The sequence below is a fragment of the Pseudoalteromonas rubra genome, assembly GCF_000238295.3.
Taxonomy (GTDB): Bacteria; Pseudomonadota; Gammaproteobacteria; order Enterobacterales; family Alteromonadaceae; genus Pseudoalteromonas; species Pseudoalteromonas rubra.
Genome location: NZ_AHCD03000035.1, coordinates 836982 through 861045, shown reverse-complemented (window position 1 = coordinate 861045; position 24064 = coordinate 836982). Strand labels below are relative to the sequence as shown.

Here is a 24064-nt window from a genome sequence, read left to right as displayed (position 1 = left end):
CCTTATTTACTCAGGTACACGACCGGCTCATCCTGATAGGATGCCATATCCGACAGAATAAAGCGCTGCTCTGGCTGTGCGCCGGATAGCAACTGAATATGCTGTGCGGTTTGGGCGCCATAGTGTACCTCAATGGCATGTGCTTGTTGGGTATTCGTGTCGATACGGTACAAAGTGGCATGGCTAAAGGCTTTGGCACCAACAGGCTTGTCGATAAACAGCGCGTCGATGAGTGTGTTGATATGTATGGTGCCTTCAATATTGAGTTCGGGCCGGGCGCTGTCGGGTAAAGTCGCGGGCAGTGCTACTTCAACCTCAATATTACCGTTTTGCACCACAGGATTTATGCGTGAGACAGTACCTGTGATTAGATCTGAGCGGGTGTTTACCTGAACCGATTGCGCTAGTGCTACTTGCTCCGCATACGCCTGTGGTATTTGCAGTTGGGCATATAAATCGCGGGTGCTGCCAACCAGCGCCAGCTGCGCGCCCATGGGGACACTTTGCCCCAGTTCGACATGTACCTGCTGTACCACACCTGTGATCCCCGCCCGTACAGTAAGTCGGTCAACTCTATGCTGGATCAGCTGATAAGCCTCTTCGGCAGCTTCGATATCCGAGTTGGCCAGCTGTAAGTTAGCCTGATGCAAGGTTTCAAGCTGACTAATACGACGCTGTTCTATGTCTATCCTGCGGGTCAGCTGGCGATGCTCCAGAACTGTACGCTGATAATCCAGCTTGGATACTGCACCATCCTCAACCAGACCTGCCTGAGCAGATACCTCCAGCTCAGCGCGCTCTAAGTCAGATTTTAAGATCTCCAGATCTGCCTGATGCGACAGCATTTCACGCTGCTGATTAATGTTTGACTGTAAATACTGATCTTTTGCCTGTTGTAGCGCCCGTTTTGCGTCCTTTAGCGACTGAGTCAGGCTGGCATCCTTAAGTCGCATGATCACACTGTCGGGCGTAACTTCAACACCCGGGCGCAAGACAATTTCTTCTACCGTGGCCTCACTGGCAGCACTGATCAAACGTGGCGTGCGTGATTTAAGCTGACCAAACCCAGCCACTGAAATGACTAAGTCTCCCTGTCTGACCTCACCAATCCAGGCATCCTCTGCCGGCAAAGAGGCCTGCGCGCTGGGTTGGACAAGCAGCCAGCCTGTCACGATAACGAGCAATACAATCCCACCCAGCCATAGCCAGTTTACGTTAATGTTCTTTTTTTGTTCGACTTGTATGTCCATACTCAATCCTCTATGGGTACTTCATAGTAGGCGTTACAAGGTATGTGCCATTTTTTAAGTGTTTGTATTTATTTGGTTTGTCTGTTTTTTGAGTATGTTTGAACGACTTTGTTTGTGGAAATGGAATTGCGATTTTTGGAAATGGGAGAGTGCTCTATGTTGAGTTTGTCAGATTTCTGTAGCTCGCGCTAAAGTGAATAAGTAGCCAAAAACACGTTTTTTTTCCGCGAATGCTGCTAGTACATACCAAAAGACATATACGCAGATACACAGGCAAAAATTAATGCCAGTCTAAATGCGCGTTTTATCCAAGCGCTCAAGTCTCGCCAATACCAAGGCTCGCTTTTTGCGGGTAGCATCAGGCTTGCAGGGCAGGGCTCTGGGTGGTAGGTTGTTCCTATTATGTTAATTTTTTTGTGGTGGGCTGGAGAAACCTGGGAACAGGCTTTAGCTGACATTCTCACAAATATACTGGTAGCAGTCTTTGGTTATGAGCAGAATAGTAGCTATCTTTACATTCCTACTGAACTTTCCGGTAAGTGCTGACACGTGGCTCCAGTATGGTGAAGAACTTGAATGTCCTGATGCCCTAAAACTTAAGGGTGATAATTATAGGATTTATAATGATTGCTACGGTTTCGATCCAAAAGAGCCCATCATCGAAAGTGGAAATATTGAGTTCGATAACGACTATTTCTACTTCTTTAACCGTAAGGTTAATCAGCCATCTTTCTTACAAAATGGTGCTCAAAGTCAGAAGTTAAAGATTCTACTAAGAAATAAACATGAACTTAATCTTCAAATGGGTACAAGAGTATTCATATTTAAACGTATTAAGTTGCCAAACTAAACTATTAACAAGGAAATTAAATAGCGCCGATAAAAACGGGTCGGTTGGATGTTCAACACTCCAGTTGCTTTGTGTTGTCGCTTTGCTCCAAATTAACACAAAGCAACCTAAGTATTGGCTGCTCTATTATGGCGTTATATTTCACATCAATATTGGCTGCTCTATTATGGCGTTATATTTCACATCAATATTGGATGAATATAAGGAAGTGGTACACAGACAATGAGGTACTTTAAAACCCCGGAATTTCTTTTCGAAGTATTTGGTGAAAAACAATCACTTTTAGAGGTTTGCTGTACGATTGTATTTGCCTTGTTCGGAAGTTGGATTGTTTATTCAGTTGCAGATATAAGCTTAGATAATTGGAAATCAATCATAGCTTTTCTATTAATCTTTGATGTGTTGGCAGGCTGCATTGCTAATTTTAGCTATGGCACTAATGAATTTTATTCTCAGCGGCCCAAAAGTCGCCTAATTTTTATCGCTATTCATGTGCATATTTTAGCTATTGCATGGTTGCTTTCTGAACCCATGGGCAGTGCAATCATGATTTGGGGCTACACTATCGTGTCAGCATTTATAGTCAATGCGCTAAAGGGGAAGTCAATTCAATTTTTCGTTGCTGCCAATTTTATGTGCTATGGCATCCTTTTATTGATTTATTTATCACTGCCACTTTGGTTTTTGATGGTGAGTATTTTTTTCATGATCAAGGTACTGCTTAGCTTTGCTGTTGACCACTTTGGAAAGCATGCTAATTGTTCAGTACACAGTGAAATATAACCAGCGCATTAAGTAAGTGGGGCTGCTAACGCTTGGCTCAGCTCCGTTTCGTTGCGCTAGTATAGCCAAGTAGTATCATCCTCTGACGCTGTCATATAAAACACATGAAAATTCAAGAAATCAAAGAAAAGAACTGGGTAGGGATCTTAGAAGTTCAAGATAGTGCCTATCATGAAATTGGCTTAGAAGAATTAGATGTTCTTAAGTCTAAGCAATCGGCATCACCGGACACTTGCTTTGTCTGCGTTTCAGATCGAGATGGTGTGTTAGGTTATTTGCTGGCACACCCATGGACTGGGAGTGAGCCACCAAAATTGTTTGAGCCTTTGCCAGAAGACGTTGTAGATAGCGACACCCTGTTTCTCCATGATATGGCGGTTGGTCCACATTATAAGGGCCAAGGGATTGGTCGTTCAATGATGGAAGTGCTAGTAGAAGTGTCTGTAAAGAAAGGGGTTAAGAGAATCACTCTTGTCGCCGTTCAAGGCGCAAGTCGCTTTTGGTCTTTACTAGGCTTCAAGGAAATCTCAGAAGCAAATCTATATCCCGACTATGGAAAAAATGCAGTCTTAATGGAGAAAGTTTTAGTGGTATAACAAGTTGCTGCATCCGATCGCCTACACCCCGGAGGCGGCAGAGCAAGGCGTCAGGTTTGTTTAAAAATGGAGCTTAAATTGAAACATAGAATAGTCGCGTTTCTGTTATCTGTATCTGTTGATGTTACTGCTCAACCAATTTCAGATTTTGAACTTTCAAAAAAACTGGTTGGGTCATGGACAATTTCAAAAACAGATAAGTACTATGGGCAAGAAGGTCATATTAGCACTTATAGAAGTGATGGCACTATAGAGCATATTCAATACACTTCTGGTAAATGTAATTCAATAGACTCAATTACCCTCGGCAGTTGGTTGATTAAAGGTGGGCAACTTACGATCACGGTAACAGCAAGTAATGGTCACAATCCGTTACCCACAGGCATAATAGTTACAGACAAAGTAGTCACTATCGATGATAAATCATTTGTGTTTATTTCAAGCGCAGGGCGTAAAGTACGCAGAATTCGCAGTAATACGTGTTTATGAACAGTAATCTAATCAGGTTGTAAACACGGGCGGAAACCGGTGTTTTTGTTCGCGCCTATATTTTAAGTCAGCTACAGCAACGCATGGAGTTCCCTAAATAATTGCGCTCGCCCAAGCTGATGTATCAAGCCCACGTATTCGTGTATAGCCCCGTGTAATCGGTTCCCTGTCATAAAATAATCATTTCGTCGTCCGACCTCTTTGCCGAATTTGACTGTGGGCAGTTAACTAATATGTCAGAACTAATGATCTCAGGCAAGCGATAGCTGGATAGCATCAAGTGTGCGAGAACCTGTGCAAAAAACACTTGAGAGGGGAGGTAAAAGTTTCTGTTATCGGGAATTTATTGCTGGGTATTCATGGTGAAATGTAATAGGGTATAAAAATCAACAGGTTATGTGCCTTTGTGGCACAGGTTTAATTAAGGGGAATTATGAAGTTTTTTAGTTTATTTTTTAGTGCACTTTGTCTGTTGCTATCAAGTGTTTTGTACGCTGAGCCAGCTAAGAAAGTACTGATTATTGTATCAAATATGGAAAACATGGGAGATCCAGAAAAACATGATGCAAGAAACAACCTATGGGAAGTGGCACCGCCATATCATGTGTTTGTTAATCATGGCTTTGACGTAGACTTTGTATCTCCTCAAGGCGGGAAAGTTCCTTTTATGATGGACCCGCTCGGAATAAGCAGTTATACAATAAAATACGAGAACTTTTTAGGTAAAGCTAACAATTCACTTAAACCTGAAGACGTTAACCCTGATGACTACTGGGGCGTATATATAGGTGGAGGGTACGGCCCTGTTTTTGATGTGGCGAGCAATAAAGAAATACAGTCAATCATTGCCAGAATCTATGAGTCGGGCGGTATTGTAGGCACGGGCGGTCATGGGGCAGCAGGTATTGCTAACGTGAAACTGGCTTCCGGGCAATTTCTCGTTAAGGGTAAAAAAGTCGCAGGTTTCCCTAACTCTACAGAAAAATCGAAAAAGTGGGCAAAACAAGGGACGCTACTCCCCTTTTTGATTGAAAGCCAGCTTAATAAGAACGGGGCATTTGCGCAAAATAAGGAAACATTAAAAAATAAACATGATGTTGTTATTGACCAACGTGTTGTTACAACTATGTTTTTACCATCAGCGGCTCTGGTTGCAAAAGAAATGATTATCACGAATAGTGGCACTTAACAAAAGGTTATGGCGTCAAGAGCTAACCTTCAGTATTTGGCGCTTCTCACATAGTTCTGTCTCTGCGCATCGCGTTCAAGGTAATGGCCACATTTCTAACACAGGTAATTAAGGCCATTTTTTCGGCTTCACCGGTGAGGTCAGCTTTTCATCTAACGCTTTGAAAATGAGGCTAGATGGGGGAAAAGAAGGGTTAGTTTCAATATATAGACTTCATGATACTTGTAAAAGAAAATGATAGTGGCCTGTTAGAATCAATCTAAATCTGCTAACAAGTGCACGTTTCGGGACTGGTTTTCCGCTGAGTTTCAAATCAGCCGGAAATAAGGGCGTTAGGAATACCTTTGAATCGGAAAAATAACTTTATAAGACAAGTGCTTTTGATGGTTTTAATACTTCCTTCAGCAGTCGGCTAGGGCGTGTTATCTTTGATCAGTTTGTCTGTCAGTGCATTCATGATGTTTGAAAGTTTATTTTATTTTGGTCTGTTCACTTTTTCTTTACTGGGTTTGACGTGTATTTTTTTTGGTGTGAAATCGATATATGACTTTCCAAATGTGACAAGATTAACTTGTTTGTTTTTAGCTTTAAGCCTGATAATTTTAACGGCCTTTGGTGTTACCGGAACTTCGCAACCGCTGTTCTGTTTATCATTTATTTCAATTGTGTTTGCTGGGGTGTTATTGCTCTGGCAACGAAGAGTCATTACACAGACCTAAAAAACGTTTCAGCAAGGACGAAAAACAGCAGGCTTGCGCTCCTTATTTCGCTAATTTTAGTCTGTTATTTTGCGACGCTTTAGCGACGTGTCATATGCTCAAGGGGAACCAATGAAATATTGCCACGTAAAATTTTATGCACAGGATGATGAGTCACTGGCACGACTTACAAGTTTCTTTGAGTTACTGAAAAACGAGAAAGATTCTTCAAAAGGGCCAGACGAAATGAAACTGAGCGAGTTTCTTTCTGAAAGTGAAAAGCGCCATTTCTGGGAACCATCGAACGAAGAGCTGAAAGAATGGCTAAACTTTTGGGCAGAGACCGCCGTTGAAGTTCGCCTATCTCCTAAAATGCCATTGCCACCATGGGATTTAGAGTCAATGTATGAAGCTTTCTGGAATGGAGATTACGATCTTATTTCCATCACGAAAGAGAATGGGTGCCACCATCTGAACTTTCATCCTCATGGCTACCCTTATGGTGGAACTGAATCAATGGTTGTACTAGTTAGTTGTTTTGGCCATTCAGTTTTGGGCATAGAGGATGGCACTGGTTTTTCTGAGTACGTAGATAAGAGAATAAAATGGTCCCCAGGGATGAAATATCCATATGTACCACCAATAGAAGAAAACAAAAAATAAGTGCTTGTACAAAGTACCTCGTGCATAACTAAGAGCATGTGGAACAAGCCATAAAACTGTATTGGCTTAGTAGAAAATATAATAAACGCATGAATCAAGGATGTAAATCAGTAGGGTTGAGCTTATTTGTCCTAAATTTAGCCAAGCAATCTTGCGCCTAATAATGCGTTAGCTGTCAGGAGTAAAATTTGACCATAAGGATGTATTCAGAGGTCGACTTTCAGTCAATAGAAGCAATATATAACCTCTCCAAATTAGATGAATTGTCGCAGGAAGATACACAATTTACTTTATTGCCATTGTCAGAAGACAAGGAACGAAGCAAACTGTTATTTGAATCCCAAATATTCGTTTACGAACTTGAATCTATAGTCGCTTTTTGCGCAATCTTTGAGTCAGAAATTAGGGCGTTATTTGTCCACCCTAACCATCGAGGGCGCGGAATTGGCAAAGACTTGCTTGAACATTTACTGTCTCTTACCTCGCGAAGTGCGAGTTTGTATGTTGCGGCTTCGAATTCTTCCGCAAAGGAAATGTATAAAAAGTCAGGTTTCGTAATTACAGAAATGTTTGAAACCACTTACAATTCTGTCAAAGTAACGGTAAATAAAATGGTCAAAAATGAAGGTGAGCAAGGCGCTTAACACGTGCCCGTTGGCCACTGAGGAAAGACTTTAGTGGTTGAAATAAGAAGTGTGCTCTGGCATCAATTGAAGATGCAAATAACTATATGGTTGGCGTATTGGTGCTGAGAGTGAAAGAGCAAGAAAAGCGCTGCTATGAATACAGAAAAAAGATAAGTAAAAAGCCTTAAAGTTAGAGCGATAGTAATTGGCTCTGTTTTTACTTCAAAACCCAACCAATTATGGCTCACTGCTCTAAAGAGCGTTATATTCATGGGAAGAATTGATGGAAGTTTGGAATTTATTATTCTTTGCATTGGCGTGTTTTGCGCTCAATATGACTCCTGGTCCAAACAACCTATTGTCTATGAACAATGCGCGTTGTTATGGTTTTAAGTCCGCTTTTATTGCTGGTCTGGGTCGAATTGTGGCATTCACAGTCATGATTGCTTTGGCTGCTTCAGGTTTAGCGGTTGTGCTCTTTGCATCTGAGACGCTGTTTTTGACCATTAAGGTTGCCGGTGCTGCATACTTGTTGTGGATTGCCTTTAATCTCTGGCGCTCGGAAGCAAGCCCCGTCTCTGAACCAGAAAGTACTCGCAACCGACTTGGTTTAGCGAAGCAGGAGTTTTTATTAGCTGCAGGAAATCCAAAGGCGATCTTAATTTTTACTGCCTTTTTACCTCAATTCGTTGATGTTAAAGCCAATGTAAATGAACAGTTCTTCGTATTAGGAGCCACTTTTCTCTTTTTAGAATCAGTGGCAATATCAATTTATGCCCTATTCGGCGTATATCTGAGGCAGTGGTTCACGAAGCCGAAAATAGCAAAGCGCTTCAATAGAGGTTGCGCAATCTTTTTAGCTATATCTGGAGCAAATTTGTTGCTAAGTCGCCAGCACTAAAACGGGCGCTCTGATTTAGGGAGAGTTGTAACGCGAGTCATAAGCGTGTAACCCCTCATAAACTGCAGCTATTGAGTATCATAACTATGTGTGGAAGGGCAGAAAGTAAATGTTTAAAACAATAATCAGTATGGCACTTGCGGTAACTTTATTGGGCTGCGACTTTGAAGTCCCCGGTGCCGATGAGAGGTTTGGTAAGCAGAACTTTGTATCAGCCGTATCAATCATAGAATTACATAAACTCAGAAATGGTCACTATCCTGATAGCCTGAGTGAATTGGAGTTCTTGGGGGACTGGGATGGTATATGGTTATCTGCCGTACGGTACGAAAGAAATGGTGAGGGGTATAATTTATACCTGGAGCGAGGTTGGGCAGGAAAACCAACATTAGCGTTCCCAGTCAAGTTTAAAGCTGGTTTAGGTATCAAAGAAACAAACGTACAATGGCTTCATCAAAACGGCAGATAGAAATGCATACGTTCTCAGACATAAAAGCTGGCTTGTGTATTGCTGTTACCAGGTTGGTTTTTCATAAAGAAAGAGGCTCAAAAAAGACGTGTTTGTTTACCATGCTGGTTTGAAATAGAAACTTCCGGGCGTTTTCATATGTCGGCGTAATAGCTAAATTAATATTGGAGGAGATACGTGTTTCAACTAATAATGATGGTTGCCGGGCTTAGTTTCGGCATTTATAGCCTGTGCCAGGGTTTTGGGCTTATCAAAATTAAAAACTCAGATGTAATTACGCAAGAGAAGTTAAATCATAAAAAGCAAGCGAGCAAGTTAAGTGGCTTATTAATGTGCATAATAGGTATAATTTATGCTTTGGAGCTTGTAAATGTTTGGTAATATTAAAGGCTTAGCTAGAGGAAAAGGTTAAAATACCGCGTGCGCAGGACTCGCTACAACTTGCTTTTTTCGCAATCTGTGTCTAGAACAGCGAAATAATATATACCTAAGGAATTAAGATGTCACAGTTAGCCAAGACTCCGGAACCACCGTACTATGCTGTTATTTTTACCTCGAGTCGAACAGAAGGAGATAATGGTTATGGTGAAATTGCAAGTAGAATGATCGAGCTAGCTGAGCAGCAACCCGGATATTTAGGCATTGAATCGGCAAGAGAGGAGCTAGGTATTACAGTGTCCTATTGGACAGATTTGGAGTCCATCAAACTCTGGAAAGCGAATGCTGAGCACATGGAAGCTCAGAAAACAGGCCGTAAGCTTTGGTACAAGTCATTCAAGGTACGTATTTCAAAAGTCGAGCGGGATTACGGCATATAACAGACCAAGCAGGTTCAGCTCCGTTTTGCCACATAAGGTTAACCTTGGGGCATCAGGCACTTTATTGTGGTGCAAATTGTTTGTTAATTAACTAAGAAGTACAATGAGTAAATATAAGCCTTTAATCATCACAGTTGTTTTTTCTACTATTGGGCTGTTGTTAGCAACGCTTTTTTCATTTCTAAGATTTATATTTGAAGGCGGTGAAATCAACGATGTGTTTAGCAGGTTGGAAGGGACTGCATTTCTGGCTGTATTGTCTGTTATCCTAGCTGTTGTTGCTTCGGAAATAAATTTTCATATAAAATCTAACATTCTGAGCTCAATATTGTTTGGGATATTATCTCCTGCAATATTTATTTGTTTTTTGTGGCTTAGTTCTCTTTTTTTCAATGGTGTTATTAACTCAATGCCTGCCGAGTTCTATTTATTTATGTATGCATTCTTGGGGGGGCTTGGCGGAGCCATATTCTTTGGCACTCTTCGTAAAAATACATAATGAGTGATATCAAACGCTTGATGATGTTAGTTCTTCTATAATCTTGGTCACGCACTATCCGCATTTTTAGGTGAGTGCCAAGGATGTCTTAGGAGCAGTATCATATAGTTAAGGTTTGCCAGGCCAATGTATTTGGTTTTAGTTTAATCTTGCCTCTGGCAATTATAATTAACGTCTTTGTATCGCGATTTTACCTAGCGAATACTTTGTATGATAGGGGTTTTAGGCATTGCAAACTGAGCATTATGGGCTGCGAGCGATAAAGCTACTTTTCTTTGAGGGCCCCTGTAGTCAATAGCGACATGTTCTTTTTTGTGGTTGGTTGTTTTTTCTCAAAAAGAGTCAGGGGGGCGTGTATGGCAACATACTCTCCGTTCTTTTTGTGGCTGCAAGGGCTATCGCAACTCAAAGTGCGGGTATTTATACCGAAGTAACTGTAACCATCCCCCTAATACACGTTAAATGCTGGAGATAGGGATAGGGCTGAGAGTTGCTATAATAACGGGAGAGGGCATTCATAGCACAGCGCCTGCTATTGAGGGTGGCGCTTGATATTTAACCCACTCTAACAGGGCAAAGATACGCCATTACAAATTTTAGTTTGTTATTGTTTCTGTTAACTAAGACGTTTGCGTTTTTGAGTGAGTACCCAGTTAGAAGAGGAGGCAAGGGTGAAGCAGCTTGTAAAGCACTACCTAGCAAAGAGAGTTGCCAGAAAGTTGACTCCGTGGCTGAGTCTATATGGTGAAAAGGATACCTACACAGATGAAGAAATTACATATGCGCTCCTTCGGGCAAGATTATCAAAGCGGTATTTAAGACTGGCTAAAGAGGTTTTTGGCAGCAGTACTTCTAAGTATCGTGATTATGGTAAACAGAAATACCTGAAATGTACCAACAGGCCTTACCTGCCAAAAGGAAGCAGCACTGTTGAGGCTTCTTCTATTTTCTTCGAAAATTCGAACGACAATGACACCGGTTGATGACAATACTCGTGCCAGTTGAAAAACGAATTGGGTTTGCTCGTTTTTCCTGCAGCTCCTGGGCTTCTTGCTTTGCGGCATTTTCATCGTATCAGGAGCGGTGCACCATTAGAGCTGTTTTTTGTGATATTTAGTCGCCTGCTGGGACTTTGGTTAAACTATTAATATTTACACTAACCGTAAAGGTTTTGGTCTCGTTTGATACCTGTAAGGGTTGTGTTTTGTCCATGGTTTCTATATCAGATGTCTGGAATTGGCTCTTGTCATTTTTGGCGTTGTTACTGGGGTTTACTTGTACTTTCCCCATCTTGACACGTTATGCATTCGTTTTTGAATCTGATGCAAATTCTTTGGTGAATATGTAATGTATTGCTGGTGTAATAATTTAAAAAGCAATAGCCACACATTATAGTGTTAATCTTATGACTACTATTTTTTGCTGCTTATCAAAATTTTACGCGGAAGAGAGGGAACTGTGACATATGGCGGTGCTGGGGTCATCTACCCTCTGATGGTACTACTCTTTTTGGTTTTACCCGTAATATTTATCTGGATGTATCGTGGCACGGGTAATCGTCGCTCGCGACTATGGATAGGCTATAGCCAATTCACAGCGTTGCTAATTGCTTTTATTTTTCTTTTTTCTGACACAGGCTTACTACAAAATATTGGGTTTATCATAGCACTTTGCATGCTGGTCAGTTTACTAATTACGCCTTTGCTGTTTAAAAATAAAGCATGAAGTGACATTTTTTCTATTCTAGAGATAGCTGGGTTACCTGTTTTTTGAGCTGTGTTTAGCCAGCTACTTAATATCCTTATTGTTTATCTTTTGGATATAAATACAAAGTAGTGATGAGTCAAAAAACTCTCTAAAAGAGTTAAAAAATCAAGTGGAGTCCCGGGTGAGGCTTCACCAAGTGTATTATTGATCTTAGGGGGAGGCTATATCACTATTGAACTTGGTGCCCTAGTCTGGGCTTAGGTTTGTAAGGCCATGAGTGGTTTAGTATATAGAGCTCAAGGCGTTGTACTGGCTAAATCAGACTTGATACGTCTGCACCACAATATGGTTAGTCTGATGCGCCGTTCGAGGGAAATTAAAGTAGGAATTTAAAAATGGCACGGTTAATTTTGGTTTGCGGGCCTATCGGGGCAGGTAAAACGACTTATTCAATATCTTTATGTAAGGAAATGGGCGCGGTAAAGTTCTCGATTGATCCCTGGGTACAGACATTATTTGCGAAAGATATGCAGTCGCTTGATTTTTCCTGGATGATGGAGCGTGTAAGTCGTTGTCATGCGCAAATATGGGAAGTTTGTGAGCAAATTCTATCGTTAGGCGGCAACGTTGTACTTGATTTGGGCTTTACGACTAAAACTCAGCGTGACCTTTTTGTCGGCAAAGCGAGTGAGCTAGATATAAGAGCCGAGATCCATTATCTTGACGCACAAAAGGATATTCGTAGAAAGCGAGTCGCTAAGCGGAATGTTGAAATGGACCCGAAGGTGTACTCGTTTGAAGTAACGAATATGATGTTTGACTTCATGGAGCCTAAGTTTGAAGTGCCGACCGACAGTGAGCTCGAGAATGGCTGCAAGGTGAGCTCGTAAGAAAATAGCCGAGGAATTTTACGCCGCTTTCGTGACACTGCGTGGAGTACTTGAGGAACTTTATGAAGTTAAGTCGAACTTTGTACTCTTATTCTTGGGAGGCGTAGCCTGGTCGTGGCTTTGGCAAAATCAGGGATGTAAGATCGACTTTGTTCAGCTCAATTTTCAGCAAATTGCGGATGCTTTAAAAATACATAAGTTAAAAACAGGTCGGTATCCTAGTAATGAGGAGGGACTTGAACACTTAGTCTCTGCAAAAATAGCCGGATCTGAGCGTGGCTATATAAGGGCAGTGCCAGAGAACAAGTGGGGTAATGACTATTATTATTTTAATCTTGAAGAGAAGGTGATATTGCTTTGGGAGCTCGGTTCTGACGCCTTGCCTGGTGGTACGGGAGATAGCCAGGATGTGTGCTATGTGGTTAAGTTTTCTTCAGGCAACTCGGATTTGGTCTCCAATGTGAAAGACGTTGTTGCAAAATTACCTGAGAAAATTCCCCCGCAATGTGCTGCTATTTACTCGGGTTTTTCGTCAACATTATAGCAAGCAGGGCTTCTGGACACTTGGTTGTAGCTGTTAGTCCCGGAAGAGGTCTTTATCGGTTTGAATATCCTATCTGTCAGTATCTGGACAGTGTTTTGATTGTGAGTATCCTGCTGAATACCATAATGTGTTTCTAACAGAGTTATGAAAGCGTGCGATTCTGTGTCGCCAGGCAAACCTTTTAGGGGGAAATTGCTCGTTTCATATGCGAAATCATCGTGTATAATTTGGGTAAATCTCTGATGCTGGTTTCATTGGAGTTTGTTCGACAGCTTGAACTTGACATAGTTCATGCCTTGCATTTTTTGTATGCTAAATGGAAAATTTATTTTTGGATTAACAATGAAAAATTTACTTATAACTTCAATATTACTCGCTTTTTCGCATAACGCACTTGCCGCAGCGGACCTTGTGAAAGACGCAACTATTACAGGTATCTCAAATACAAACGGGAATGTAGATACATTTACGATTTGGCTAGAAGGAGGTACTGGCTTGTGTGCTAATAAATCTATTTCTTTTCCTCTGACTGCAGCAGGGTCAAAAGAGAGTCATGATAGAGCTTATTCAGCTGCTCTGGCTGCTTTTGCTACTGGAGATAAAATAATGGCGCACAACTATTACAACACGGATTGCCATAATGCCGCATATATAAAGGTGAGTAAGTAATACCAATTTCATTTAATACCTAGTCTATTTGAAGGAGCAAATAGGATGCTAACAGCGTTAAAAATTTCTCATTTAGAACCTTATACCTTAGACATAAGCTCACAAATTTTTGCCTCGCTTATAGGGGTTTAGGTGCCTCAGCGATAGCAGGACGCGGGAGCGGTGTTATCGCCCCTATTTTCTCGCCTCAAAATAGCTCACTTAATCAAGAAAATTGGTATAACTTTTATCACGCAAGTGTGCAGACCTGCACACTTTGGCAAATTAGAGTGTCAAATGTTTTTCGGCCGGATAGGAAATCATAGCTTGTGGTCATGTTTTCTCGAATTTTCCCGGATTAATCGCGGATACAATGGCTTTTATTATAGGAAAGTAGGGCGATCTCTAATTCCAGAGCAGTGATTGAGTCGCTTTATCTAAAACAATGTTTTATTTGACTACACAGTCTTGGGGCTAGCCAACCCGGCTAGCCCCGTTATGTTCCCTAAAGCTTAAAGCGCTCTACTAACCTAATGGGTTCACCATCCACGTCCAATACAGCAATCACTTTCAGGACACCATTTTCAAGTTTGCCAGGTTCGTTTAAGTGCGGCTGCCAGCGTTTTTTCTCATAAGGCGCAATGGTCACATCCTGCTCCCAAAGTGTTGGCTGAGCTTCGGGAGCCTGATAAGGCAGAAACTGCACTGACAATTTGCCATGGGTGTCTCCTGAATATGGGCCGCTCAGGGTGATCTCTATATCTGATTTATCCTGATGCAACTGTGCGTATAAATACACACCGTCAAAGTACTGATTTTCAAGCGTGATCTGACCTAGCTGGGTTAAGCCTTGCCAGCTCAAAGAGTAGTCAACTGTGCTCTGTTTGGCTGACAGGGGCAGGTTATGTGTACCAGGCAACAGGGAGTAGGATGTCCCGTTTTGCAGCGTGATTTCTGCCGCCTGCTCACTCGGGTTATGGGCAAAGATAAACGGGGTCTTTCCGTCAAACCTTAGTTTTAATTCAATACCACTGAGCGCAAAGAGGGCTGTGTCAGAGAGCTTACCTTGCCAGTCCTGCATCAGGGAGTGCAGGTTCTTACTAATAGCGGGATGCATAGTCACGCTCGCTTGTTGAGCTAACTGGTCGCGCAGGGTTGCCATGCAGCCCGGTAATTGAGCAGAAAACTCGACACACGTATTAAACGCCCGGTGCGCCAGAGCCGCATCAGCAAAGTACCAGGGGTTGGCAGTGTCTTTGTTTAGTTCCGGCACCTTATATGTGTGACCAAACAGGTAAGGGGTGATTGTGTGGTTCATGTTGCGACCAAGCAGCGCAACCTGTTGAAAATCGATTGCACTTAACGTGTCGTGTGCCATTTTAAACAGTACGTTCTGTTTGCTGTTGCCGGATTTAATCTCAATAGCGAGACCAGCTGGGGTGCGCTGAAGATTCAGGCCGAGCTGCGATGTTTGCTTTAAACTTTTCAACACGGAGGGGGTCAGCGCAATTTCCTGAGAGGGCCCCTTTGAGGTGTTATCGACCGACAACCGGGTGCCATCTTTAAGCAACACTTTTACCATTTGATCTTGTTCAAACTCGGCTTTGTCTGTTTGCCCGGCACGTTTGGCAAGGCTGTCTGTCGTGAGTTTGGTAAGTAAGCCGAACCCAATTTCCCCCCGTGTGTGTTGTTCGGGTTGCAGAGTCAGCAAAGCTGAAAATGACGCTTTATCAACTGGACTAATTGCAGGGTGAGGATCGGGTGCCGGGTAATCTAGCACAGGGTGTGTGGCATTGTGTTTTGGGGTGATATCTAAGCGTTGTAGCTGCTTCTGGTCATTGCTGCGCAGCCAATAACCTGCGCCATTTTGCTCCCAGGGCCCACGCACAATATAAAAGCTGGGGTGTGCTGAATTGACGAATTTGGCAAAATCGCGCTCCAGTTTTGGCCAGTCTGCAAAGGTTTCTTTAAGTAGGGCATTGGCTGTTGGCAATGTGGCCTCTGAGTCCGGGTTCAGAGCCATTAATGAACGCAGGTAGCGTTTAAAGTACTGGTAACGGATGGGGTCGCTGAGCAAAAAGTGCACGATAAAGAAGTTGAGGCCCCGGCGTAATTGTGGGTCGTCATTGATTTGCTCAAAACTGGGCTGTGCATTTTGATGATATTGCGCCAGCCCCAGTGACTGGTAGTTCATCGGTGCGCGGTCAAACACCATGACTCTGAGCTGTTTTTTGTTGCTGTCATAGGCATGGCTTGCTATGGCATCAGCCATGCCTTCCGTGATCCAATTCGGTGCCCAGGTCGAGTGGCCGTTCAGTGCCATGTGAAAGGCGTGCATGGTTTCGTGGATCACAATATAACGCTGGTGGTGCTGGCGGTGGCTGGGGAAACTATATCCGGCACGGTTATAATACATGGTTTCACCGCCCGCTGTTTTGTGTACACCACGTAAAAAGCCGTCATCCAGCATGGCTTCGCGCACGCGCTCGCGAGAGCTGCCGTACACCACGGCAATACGCTGGTGCTCTATGTTAGCAGGCGCCATACCAAACAGCTCAACATAATGAGGGTAAGACATCTCCAGTAACTCAAGATATAAGCGCACTTTTTCTTCGCTCAAGTCACTTTTCAGTGCAAAGTGTTTGCTGACCCACCAGTTGTAACCTCGGCTATTGGTGATCTTGCCATCGCTATAGGTGCGTGGGATCTGCTTGCCTACATACGTGATGTCTATGTGATTTAACGTGCTGGTTCTGCCAGCAACGTCAATATCAACGCGCATCTGGGCAGGGCTCGGTATGGCCTGAGCACGCTGTTGTGATAATTGTGCTCTGGAATCTTGATGGGGTTTTTCTATTGACTGACAGCCACTCAGTAGTGCCAGCGCAATTAAACTCAAACGTAACATTTTGACTTTCTCTTATTAGTGTTTTATGTATATTGTATACAATAATAATCAATAGGATCCAAGTCAATGTCGATAAGTACACCGTCCAGTCAGCCAGGGCCTGAGCCGCACACTGGCAATGTTCAGCACCGTGGGTTTAGCCGCGCTTTCTATGTGGCTAATCTGATGGAAATTTTTGAGCGGTTAGCCTGGTATGGCTTTTTTGCTGTGTCGTCTGTGTATATGACCACGCCCAGTGCACAAGGGGGCGTGGGTTTTACTGATCTTGAGCGTGGTGCTGTACAGGGGATAATTCCATTTTTTCTCTATCTTTTACCTGTGCTGACCGGCGCACTGGGCGATCAGCTCGGTTATCGAAAAATGTTTTTACTGTCGTTTGCCATCATGGCGCCCGGTTATTATTTGCTGGGTCAGGCGCAAAGTTTCTGGCCGTTTTTTGCTGCGTTAAGTTTGGTTGCATTGGGGGCTGCGTGTTTTAAACCTGTGGTTGTGGGTACCATTTCTCATAGTACTAATGACAGCAATCGCGGCCTGGGGTTTGGTATTTTTTATACCATGGTGAATGTTGGCGGCTTTCTGGGCCCCTTGCTGGCCGGCGCGTTGCGCGCTATCAGCTGGGATGCGGTGTTTATGATGTCGGCATGCTGGATCCTGATTAATTTTATTCCCGTATTGTGGTTCTATCGTGACCCACCCAGCCTCAAGCGTGAAAAAGCGCCTCTGAGCAACGTGCTCAGAGAGGCCCAGTCTGTATTGGGCAATGGGCGTTTTGCATTGACGCTGCTGATTGCTGTCCTGCTGCTGATGTGTTCAGGTGTCGAAGTGCTCAGCTACGCACAGGCATTTTCCTGCATTGGATTGTGGCTGGTGATTAATCTGATCTGGGATCGTATTGCACCGAAAGCGGTCCCATCGAGTGTCAGCTGGTGGGCTCAGCCAATGCGAGTGAGCAATGTCCGTTTTGCTTTGTATCTGGCCATTATTGCCGGGTTCTGGACGGTATATAATCAGTTGTTTTATACCTTGCCCCTGTTTATTCGCGATTATGTAGATACGCGCGACTTGCTGAACTTTATCGCCTGGTTTGGCGAAGATGCTGTCTCGTTCTTTGCCTATGTCGACAGGGCGCAGCTGCAGGAGGCTGTGCAGGCATTGCATACCCAGTTGCATGCAGGTACTCAGCCAGCTGCTGAAGCGTTACGCCTGGAGTGGGTGCATCTGAAGGTGAATGTGCCAGCCTTAGAGCTCTCAACCCTGATGACACACTTACAATCACTGGAAGTGCTGACAACGATCCAGTTGCAGCAGTTTACCAGCGCACTGTTGGTGTATCGCCAGATTAATCCGGAGTACTTGATTAACCTCGACTTTGCGGCCATTGTGCTGCTCCAGATCCTGGTGAGTTATTTATGTCAGCGGATCCGTCCTTTTTACGTGTTGACGGCCGGACTGGTGGTGATGTGTTGCGCGTTTGCTCTGATGGCAGTAGAGCTGACAGCCACGGGGGGCGCGCTAATAGTAACTGTGATCCTGTTGATTGCATTGGGTGAAATGCTCACCTCTCCGAAGAGTCAGGAATATGTGGCCAGCATTGCGCCGCCTTCTCAGGCAGCCTTATATATGGGTTACTACTTCGTTTCCATGGCACTGGGTTTCTTGTTCGCCGGGTTCTTATCTGGCTGGAGCTATGCAACTCTGGTGCAACAGGATGGTCGCCCGGATTTAATGTGGGCGCTATTTGGTGGTCTTGCCTTGCTGACAGCGATCGCTTTGTATTTGTTTAATCGGTATGTGATTCAGAGATCTGTGCACGAGATTTCATCTGCACCACAGACAAGCTAGTTAGTGTATTTGCAGCCAGGATGTGTGACGTTGATTGCTTTTAGTCGCAGTTAGTTTGCCTTTGTCAGCGTGCTGTGACTAGACTGACTCGACTAATTACTACAAAAAAGAAGCGAATATGTTGAAAACAACTCTGATCAGTGCTGCTGTGCTTATGGCCTGTGGCAACGCATTTGCTGACACTCTGGTTCTCAATGCGGATGCCGCACTGGATGTGAAGACGGGTAAGTTGATCCGCCCGGCCACTGTGGTGGTTGAAGATAGCACCATAGTGTCTGTGGCGCGCAGTAATCGCAAGACTTACCCTGAAGACGCGACAGTGATCGACCTCAAGGGTCACACATTATTGCCCGGATTATTTGATATGCACGTGCATTTGACCGGAGACTCTCAGGTACACGGTTATAAACGTTTACGTCGTACAGCACCGCGCTCGGCAATTACAGGGGTACGCAATGCCAAACGCACCTTGGCTGCGGGTTTTACTTCGGTTCGTAACCTGGGCGCACCGGGTTATGCCGACCTGGCACTACGAGATGCCATCTATGATGGTGATGTGCCAGGGCCACGGATATTTGCTTCTGGCCCTGCGCTTGGGATCACCGGTGGCCATTGTGATAATAACCTCTTTACCCATGAGCATAAGGTAGTTGCAGCTGGCGTAGCGGATGGCCCGTGGGCTGTCAGGCAAAAAGTACGCGAGAACATCAAGTATGGCGTCGATGTGATCAAGTTCTGTGCAACAGGTGGGGTGTTGTCAAAGGGCACTAAAGTCGGCGCACAGCAATATTCTTTTGAGGAAATGCAGGCATTGGTGGCAGAAGTCCATTTGCGTGGATTGACGGTCGCAGCGCATGCGCATGGCACCGATGGTATTAAATCTGCTATTCGCGCCGGAGTCGATTCAGTTGAGCATGTGAGCTTTTTGGACGATGAAGCCATTGTGCTTGCCAAAAAGCACGGTACTTACTTTTCAATGGATATTTACAATACAGAATATATCCTGAGCGAAGGGGAAAAGGCCGGTATTTTACCTGAAAGCCTGGATAAAGAGCGTAAAGTGGGTGGCACCCAGCGGGCGAGTTTTACCAAAGCCGTTAAGGCTGGCGTCAACATGGTATTTGGCTCCGATGGCGGGGTTTACCCCCATGGCCAAAATGGCAAGCAGTTCAGTCGTATGGTTAAATTTGGTATGAATGAGCTGCAGGCGCTTCAGGCTGCCACCATTAACTCGGCATCACTGCTAAAAATGCAGGACAAACTGGGCTCTTTAGAGGCTGGAAAATTGGCTGACATTATTGCTGTACCGGGTAACCCGCTGGAGGACATTCAGGTTATGGAAACCGTTACTCTGGTGATCAAAGACGGCAAAGTGGAAGTTGATCAACGCCAGTAACAGGAATTAGTGTTTTAAACATACCGGCGACAAGCCGGTATGTTTGATTTTATCCGCAGGCTTTGCTCATCGCCAGAATAGAGCAGGTAAGTGTCCCCAGGCTGCCAGGACTGCGCACAACTGTAGGGCCATAATAAGCAATATACCATCTCTCATACTGCCTTTTTTTGTTATACCTTGCTGGTAACATTGCCACAATGAACAGAGCAAACTGAATGGCAACAAAGCGGTTAGAGTGGCAAGTGAGATACTCGCCAGAGTGGCATCGCCAAAAGCCAGAAAAGACTGATTTAAATACAGAATGATTGGCACAGTAAAGGCCAGTAAATTCACTAACCCCCACCGCAGGCGTCGGAATTCAGTAAAGCGTTTGGTTACCAATCTGAACAGTGCAAAGATCAGAATGTATAAAAAGCCACACAAGCCGAGTAGCAGGCTGGTCCAATATAGTGAAATTTCAACAGTACTGGCTTTTTTAAAGGTTTTCAGGCCGTTGCTTAATATTAGCTCACCGGTCTGGCTGGTAAAAAACACATGAGATGCCTGAGTTCGTTCGGAGTCCCGGTACAGACCACCTTCGATGTGGTGCAGTATTCGTGGGGCACTTTGCAACGAGTGTAGTGTGATCTGCTCACCAGATGCCGAAACCCAAACGAGCCCGAATAGTTTATCAAGGAACTCAAATTCAGCCATATTATTGGGCGACAGTTCATACAAACCAAGCCTGGCGGTCATGTCCTTTGTCGATGTGCCGGGCTGAGCAATTTTGGTTTCATTTAACTCGAGTAATTCGACGAACAAGGCTTTGAACGCTTCATAGTCGGCATTCTCACTGTCCGTATTGATTGCGTAAAAGTAACCTTTCTTTTGCTCCGGGAACACGCAGATATTGGCGCGAAAACCAAAAGTTGTGCCTGGGTGGCAATGGCCGATAACACCATATCTGTCGCGGTTTGCAAATGCCAGACCCCGGCCAATTTCCAGACCCGCTTTGTCTGCGTTGGTAATGTGATAATCAAAAAGTTTGTCCATTAATCCGGGGTCAACAATGGCCTCTCCATTAAGCACGCCATCGCTCATTACAAACTGGATGAATTTAGCCATATCTTGCGCTGTTGTCGTGAATTGACCTGCTGGTCGGGTATAAACTGGCACGGCGCTCTGAGCAATATGGTTTTCATGGTATCCCATGGCCAGTGTAGTGTTGGCATCTTGACTGGTAAATTCGAAGGTGCTGTCATGCATACCCAACGGAGTGAGCAAGTGTTGATCCAGGTAAGCTTCATAGCGTTGATAGGTGACAGCCTCTATAATCATTCCAAGCAGCGTATAGCCCATATTGGAGTATGAATATTGAGTACCAGGCTCAGTTCTTATTTTGAGTAGCGCTTTATTCTCTGCCGGGAAAGCCTCAGCAAGTGGCGTAACTGGTGTGGGTGTGGTACTCAGAAATTGCCACATACGAATGTTGTCCAGCCCGGCTGTATGAGTGAGCAGATGCTTAACGCGCACAGGCGCACGGGTTTGCCAGGGGTTATTAAAATGCAGGTGAGGCAGCAACGGCTGAACCGGGGTTTCGAGTGTCAGCTGTCCTTGAGAAATTAACCGCAAAACCCCCAGTGATAGTACGGTTTTGGTGACTGAGCCAACATGCATTTTTTGGTTGGGTAGCATCTTCTGCGAGCGTTCAATATTGGCATATCCCGCGCTGCCCGTCGTGACCTGTGCCTCAGTCACCATGCTCCAGGTGATCCCCAACAGTGCCTGCGCGTCAAGTAATGTGTGTATTTTGGTATGCTTGGTCTCTGCATAGGTCAAATTTGACAGCAACAAAGTGGCCAATATGATAAGACTTCTGAGCATTGACTTCTCCTTACCTGGCTCTGGTCGTGTGCCCGTACAGCGATTTTCGAACAATTGCTGATGTGAAAAAGCTGAGGGCTGATAAATTTCGCCTAAATTTAACAAGTTACTATGTGAAAAAGTAGTGAAGGTAGCGCAATAAAATTCGTAGTGAGAAAGAAGATACGATGAGAATTCGTGTGGCTAGTACTCATTCAGTCTTTTTAGATATGTCAGGGTAAAACCCTAACATATTGTAAATATTGATCTTCTATTGGATAATTGAAAGGCTAAAATAATAATAACAAATAAAGCCGAATGACAGCATGAGCGATAGTGGTTAAGCAAGATAGCTCATTGTTTCGCAAGGCGCTTTTTTCGGGGAGCAATAAATGAATGTATTGGGCACGCTAATTTACGCCTGTATGTTTGGTATACTGGCGCTGGCTTTGTTGCAGGCGGTTAATAAACCCAGGCAAATGCAGACAACTTACCTGATAGCCTTGTTGGTTTTACTGATCATCCATGTTTGCGGTGAGCTAGTCGTATATACGGGCGCTTACCAGTACGTCCCCTGGCTGGTGGGGGCTCAATATCCCTTACGTGTACTGCTTGGGCCTGCTTTGTATTTGTATGCCTGTGCCACTATGTCTCCCAACCCTGAGTTTTCAAAACGCACCTACCTGTGGGCGCTGTCGGGCCCGGTGCTGGTGATTGCGGTGATGCTGCCGTTTACCATTAGCCTGAGTTCTGCGGAAAAGCTGGCACTGGCAGATCCGGCCACCCGTAACCCAGAGCACTATAAGCTGGCGTTATTTTCCTGTTTTGCAGCAACGCAAATCTTTGTTTTGTATACGGCTATTTATTTCTTCCGTGCATTGAAACTGCATCGTCGTCATCGTCAGCAATTGATGGAGCGGTTTTCCGAAATAGAATCACGTTCTTTGAGCTGGTTTGGGGTCATTTTATTGTTCTGGGGGTTAGTGTGGTTGTGCTATGCCACCGGTTACATTTCCGTTTTTTATGGTTGGCGTTGGTTCGGGCAAGGCGTAATTTTACCTATCTTTGAAACTTGTGTCTTACTGGCATTTGCGTATCTTGCGTTGAAACAACCCATATTGGTTAAGGCCGACAAAGGAGAGCCCAGATCCGAGCAGCCGCGCACGTCGACGGTCAGTTTGGATAGAATGCAACGCATTGCGGCTAAGCTGCAAAGCGCGATGAAAGAGGAGCAGTTGTTTATGGAAGAGGACTTATCTTTGAATAAACTCTCCAAAGCGATTGGTATCAGCGAAAATCATATTTCAGAGACTTTATCGCAATTGCTAAAAACCAATTTCTTCCAGTTTGTGAATGGCTACCGGGTCTCACATGCCGAAAAGCTGCTCAAAGAAACGGATATGCAGATCCTGACTATTCAGTTTGAAGTTGGCTTTAACTCAAAATCAACTTTCAATACTGCATTTAAAAAAGCCACAGGGCTCACACCATCTCTGTACCGTAAGCAAGAAAAGGCTATAACAGCCTAAAAAGTATATGAATAAAAAGTTCGAACGGGCCCAATCGAACGACAATTCTGAGGCACTCCCTGACAATGGCGTTACCAAACACGCACAGGCCACAACTGAATAGAGGTTGCCTGATATCATCATTGTAGGGAGTTTTAACTATGTCTCACCAACTAGCGGCGCGTATTGCCGGGTTTTTATTTCTGATCTCGACCAGCTCTTATATGTATGCTGACACCATATTGTCGCCGCTACTTAGGCTGCCCGACTTTCTAATCAGGCAGCACAGAATCAGTCAACACTGGCGCTGGCGTCGTTACTTGAGTTTATTAACTGTGCAGCGGTTGTCGGGATTGCCATTGTGATTTATCCCATTATTAAGCGATATAGCGAACGGGTTGCGATTGGTTATATTGCTGGCCGTGTGATAGAAGCAGCTATGCTGACATCTGGTGCGGTGATGTTGATGACATTCGGGGCGATGGGAGAGAAGTTGGCAGCCAGCTCGGTGATGCACAGTGAGCAGCTTTATATTATGGGCAGTGCGCTGAAAACGGAGCGCTATTTTAGTTTCCTGATGGGAATGATAGCACTGGCCATTTTCGGATGCCTGCTGAACATCACTTTGTTTAAGTATCGCCTGGTACCGCGTGTATTAGCAGGTCTTGGGTTGCTCGGTTATGTCATGCTGTTGTTGAAAGTGCTGTTTGATTTCTTTGATGTAAGTATGGGTGGTGCTTGGATGTATATTCCTGGTGGCTTGTTTGAGCTCCTATTACCATTTTGGCTCATTTTCAGAGGGTTTGATTTGAGCTTAGAGCCGCAGGTAGGCACATCAGGCAAATAAGCAGGATGGTCGGGCAATGGATGTGTCCCGTTGGATTTTGCGTTAGCGGTATCTGTATTTTATTGGCTCTGCCAGCGCTTTATCAATTCGTCTTTACTTAT

At 44.2% G+C, this 24064-nt stretch carries 24 protein-coding genes; 21 read left to right on the top strand and 3 right to left on the bottom strand.

From position 1 onward, the window contains the following. Positions 1-2 precede the first annotated feature (2 nt). Complete coding sequence (locus PRUB_RS14990) at positions 3-1250, bottom strand: HlyD family secretion protein (protein ID WP_010381954.1); 1248 nt, start codon at positions 1248-1250, stop codon at positions 3-5. A 490-nt stretch (positions 1251-1740) separates the two neighbouring features. Between PRUB_RS14990 and PRUB_RS14985 the strand changes: the two genes are divergently transcribed. From PRUB_RS14985 to PRUB_RS14910, 16 genes are all read left to right on the top strand, one after another. Continuing rightward, positions 1741-2100, top strand: coding sequence for a hypothetical protein (locus PRUB_RS14985; RefSeq protein ID WP_010381952.1), 360 nt, complete (start codon positions 1741-1743; stop codon positions 2098-2100). A gap of 222 nt (positions 2101-2322) precedes the next feature. Then, positions 2323-2883: a hypothetical protein gene (locus PRUB_RS14980; protein ID WP_010381949.1), complete on the top strand. Its 561-nt coding sequence runs from the start codon at positions 2323-2325 to the stop codon at positions 2881-2883. A gap of 104 nt (positions 2884-2987) precedes the next feature. Further along, entirely contained in the window at positions 2988-3479 is a 492-nt protein-coding gene (locus PRUB_RS14975; RefSeq protein WP_010381947.1) for a GNAT family N-acetyltransferase, read from the top strand. Positions 3480-3557: 78 nt separating this feature from the next. Continuing rightward, positions 3558-3968, top strand: a complete 411-nt coding sequence (locus tag PRUB_RS14970) for a hypothetical protein (protein ID WP_155946193.1) — start codon at positions 3558-3560, stop codon at positions 3966-3968. Between the two features lie 433 nt (positions 3969-4401). Further along, the gene (locus PRUB_RS14965; protein WP_010381941.1) at positions 4402-5157 is read left to right on the top strand and encodes a type 1 glutamine amidotransferase domain-containing protein; all 756 of its coding nucleotides are present in this window, start codon (positions 4402-4404) and stop codon (positions 5155-5157) included. 830 nt (positions 5158-5987) lie between these two features. Next, positions 5988-6518: a hypothetical protein gene (locus PRUB_RS14960; RefSeq protein ID WP_010381937.1), complete on the top strand. Its 531-nt coding sequence runs from the start codon at positions 5988-5990 to the stop codon at positions 6516-6518. 188 nt (positions 6519-6706) lie between these two features. Then, positions 6707-7162 (top strand): GNAT family N-acetyltransferase, encoded by a 456-nt coding sequence (locus tag PRUB_RS14955; protein ID WP_040644448.1) that lies wholly within the window; start codon positions 6707-6709, stop codon positions 7160-7162. 265 nt (positions 7163-7427) lie between these two features. Next, the gene (locus PRUB_RS14950; RefSeq protein ID WP_010381932.1) at positions 7428-8045 is read left to right on the top strand and encodes a LysE family translocator; all 618 of its coding nucleotides are present in this window, start codon (positions 7428-7430) and stop codon (positions 8043-8045) included. 109 nt (positions 8046-8154) lie between these two features. Next, positions 8155-8514 (top strand): hypothetical protein, encoded by a 360-nt coding sequence (locus PRUB_RS14945; RefSeq protein WP_010381931.1) that lies wholly within the window; start codon positions 8155-8157, stop codon positions 8512-8514. Positions 8515-8691: 177 nt separating this feature from the next. Continuing rightward, positions 8692-8895 carry a hypothetical protein gene (locus tag PRUB_RS14940; protein WP_021032685.1) on the top strand — a complete coding sequence of 68 codons (204 nt, stop codon included), beginning with the start codon at positions 8692-8694 and terminating at the stop codon, positions 8893-8895. 119 nt (positions 8896-9014) lie between these two features. Further along, a complete protein-coding gene (locus PRUB_RS14935) occupies positions 9015-9332 on the top strand; it encodes an antibiotic biosynthesis monooxygenase family protein (protein ID WP_010381924.1) in 318 nt (105 codons plus the stop codon). A gap of 103 nt (positions 9333-9435) precedes the next feature. Then, positions 9436-9831: a hypothetical protein gene (locus PRUB_RS14930; RefSeq protein ID WP_010381920.1), complete on the top strand. Its 396-nt coding sequence runs from the start codon at positions 9436-9438 to the stop codon at positions 9829-9831. A gap of 671 nt (positions 9832-10502) precedes the next feature. After that, the gene (locus PRUB_RS14925) at positions 10503-10814 is read left to right on the top strand and encodes a hypothetical protein (RefSeq protein ID WP_010381918.1); all 312 of its coding nucleotides are present in this window, start codon (positions 10503-10505) and stop codon (positions 10812-10814) included. Positions 10815-11933: 1119 nt separating this feature from the next. Next, positions 11934-12428 (top strand): P-loop nucleotide/nucleoside kinase family protein, encoded by a 495-nt coding sequence (locus tag PRUB_RS14920; RefSeq protein WP_010381912.1) that lies wholly within the window; start codon positions 11934-11936, stop codon positions 12426-12428. A 31-nt stretch (positions 12429-12459) separates the two neighbouring features. Beyond that, the gene (locus tag PRUB_RS14915; protein ID WP_010381908.1) at positions 12460-12972 is read left to right on the top strand and encodes a type II secretion system protein GspG; all 513 of its coding nucleotides are present in this window, start codon (positions 12460-12462) and stop codon (positions 12970-12972) included. A gap of 342 nt (positions 12973-13314) precedes the next feature. Beyond that, the gene (locus PRUB_RS14910) at positions 13315-13641 is read left to right on the top strand and encodes a DUF5992 family protein (RefSeq protein WP_010381905.1); all 327 of its coding nucleotides are present in this window, start codon (positions 13315-13317) and stop codon (positions 13639-13641) included. Between the two features lie 484 nt (positions 13642-14125). Here the strand turns inward: PRUB_RS14910 and PRUB_RS14905 are convergent, their stop codons facing one another. Continuing rightward, positions 14126-16528: a hypothetical protein gene (locus PRUB_RS14905; RefSeq protein ID WP_010381901.1), complete on the bottom strand. Its 2403-nt coding sequence runs from the start codon at positions 16526-16528 to the stop codon at positions 14126-14128. Between the two features lie 66 nt (positions 16529-16594). Here PRUB_RS14905 and PRUB_RS14900 point away from each other — a divergent pair, with 66 nt between their 5' ends. Further along, the gene (locus tag PRUB_RS14900; protein WP_010381899.1) at positions 16595-18370 is read left to right on the top strand and encodes an MFS transporter; all 1776 of its coding nucleotides are present in this window, start codon (positions 16595-16597) and stop codon (positions 18368-18370) included. Positions 18371-18488: 118 nt separating this feature from the next. Beyond that, positions 18489-19766: a Xaa-Pro dipeptidase gene (locus PRUB_RS14895; protein WP_010381896.1), complete on the top strand. Its 1278-nt coding sequence runs from the start codon at positions 18489-18491 to the stop codon at positions 19764-19766. A 66-nt stretch (positions 19767-19832) separates the two neighbouring features. Here PRUB_RS14895 and PRUB_RS14890 read toward each other — a convergent pair whose 3' ends face one another. After that, positions 19833-21629 carry a serine hydrolase domain-containing protein gene (locus tag PRUB_RS14890; protein ID WP_010381894.1) on the bottom strand — a complete coding sequence of 599 codons (1797 nt, stop codon included), beginning with the start codon at positions 21627-21629 and terminating at the stop codon, positions 19833-19835. A 371-nt stretch (positions 21630-22000) separates the two neighbouring features. Between PRUB_RS14890 and PRUB_RS14885 the strand changes: the two genes are divergently transcribed. The 3 genes from PRUB_RS14885 (at position 22001) to PRUB_RS14875 (ending at position 23963) form a co-directional block, all read left to right on the top strand. Beyond that, a complete protein-coding gene (locus PRUB_RS14885) occupies positions 22001-23137 on the top strand; it encodes a helix-turn-helix domain-containing protein (protein WP_010381892.1) in 1137 nt (378 codons plus the stop codon). 140 nt (positions 23138-23277) lie between these two features. Next, positions 23278-23481: a hypothetical protein gene (locus tag PRUB_RS14880; RefSeq protein ID WP_010381891.1), complete on the top strand. Its 204-nt coding sequence runs from the start codon at positions 23278-23280 to the stop codon at positions 23479-23481. After that, positions 23418-23963, top strand: coding sequence for a DUF4386 family protein (locus PRUB_RS14875; RefSeq protein WP_081694261.1), 546 nt, complete (start codon positions 23418-23420; stop codon positions 23961-23963). The genes PRUB_RS14880 and PRUB_RS14875 overlap by 64 nt, the downstream gene beginning before the upstream one ends. The last annotated feature ends 101 nt before the right edge of the window (positions 23964-24064 follow it).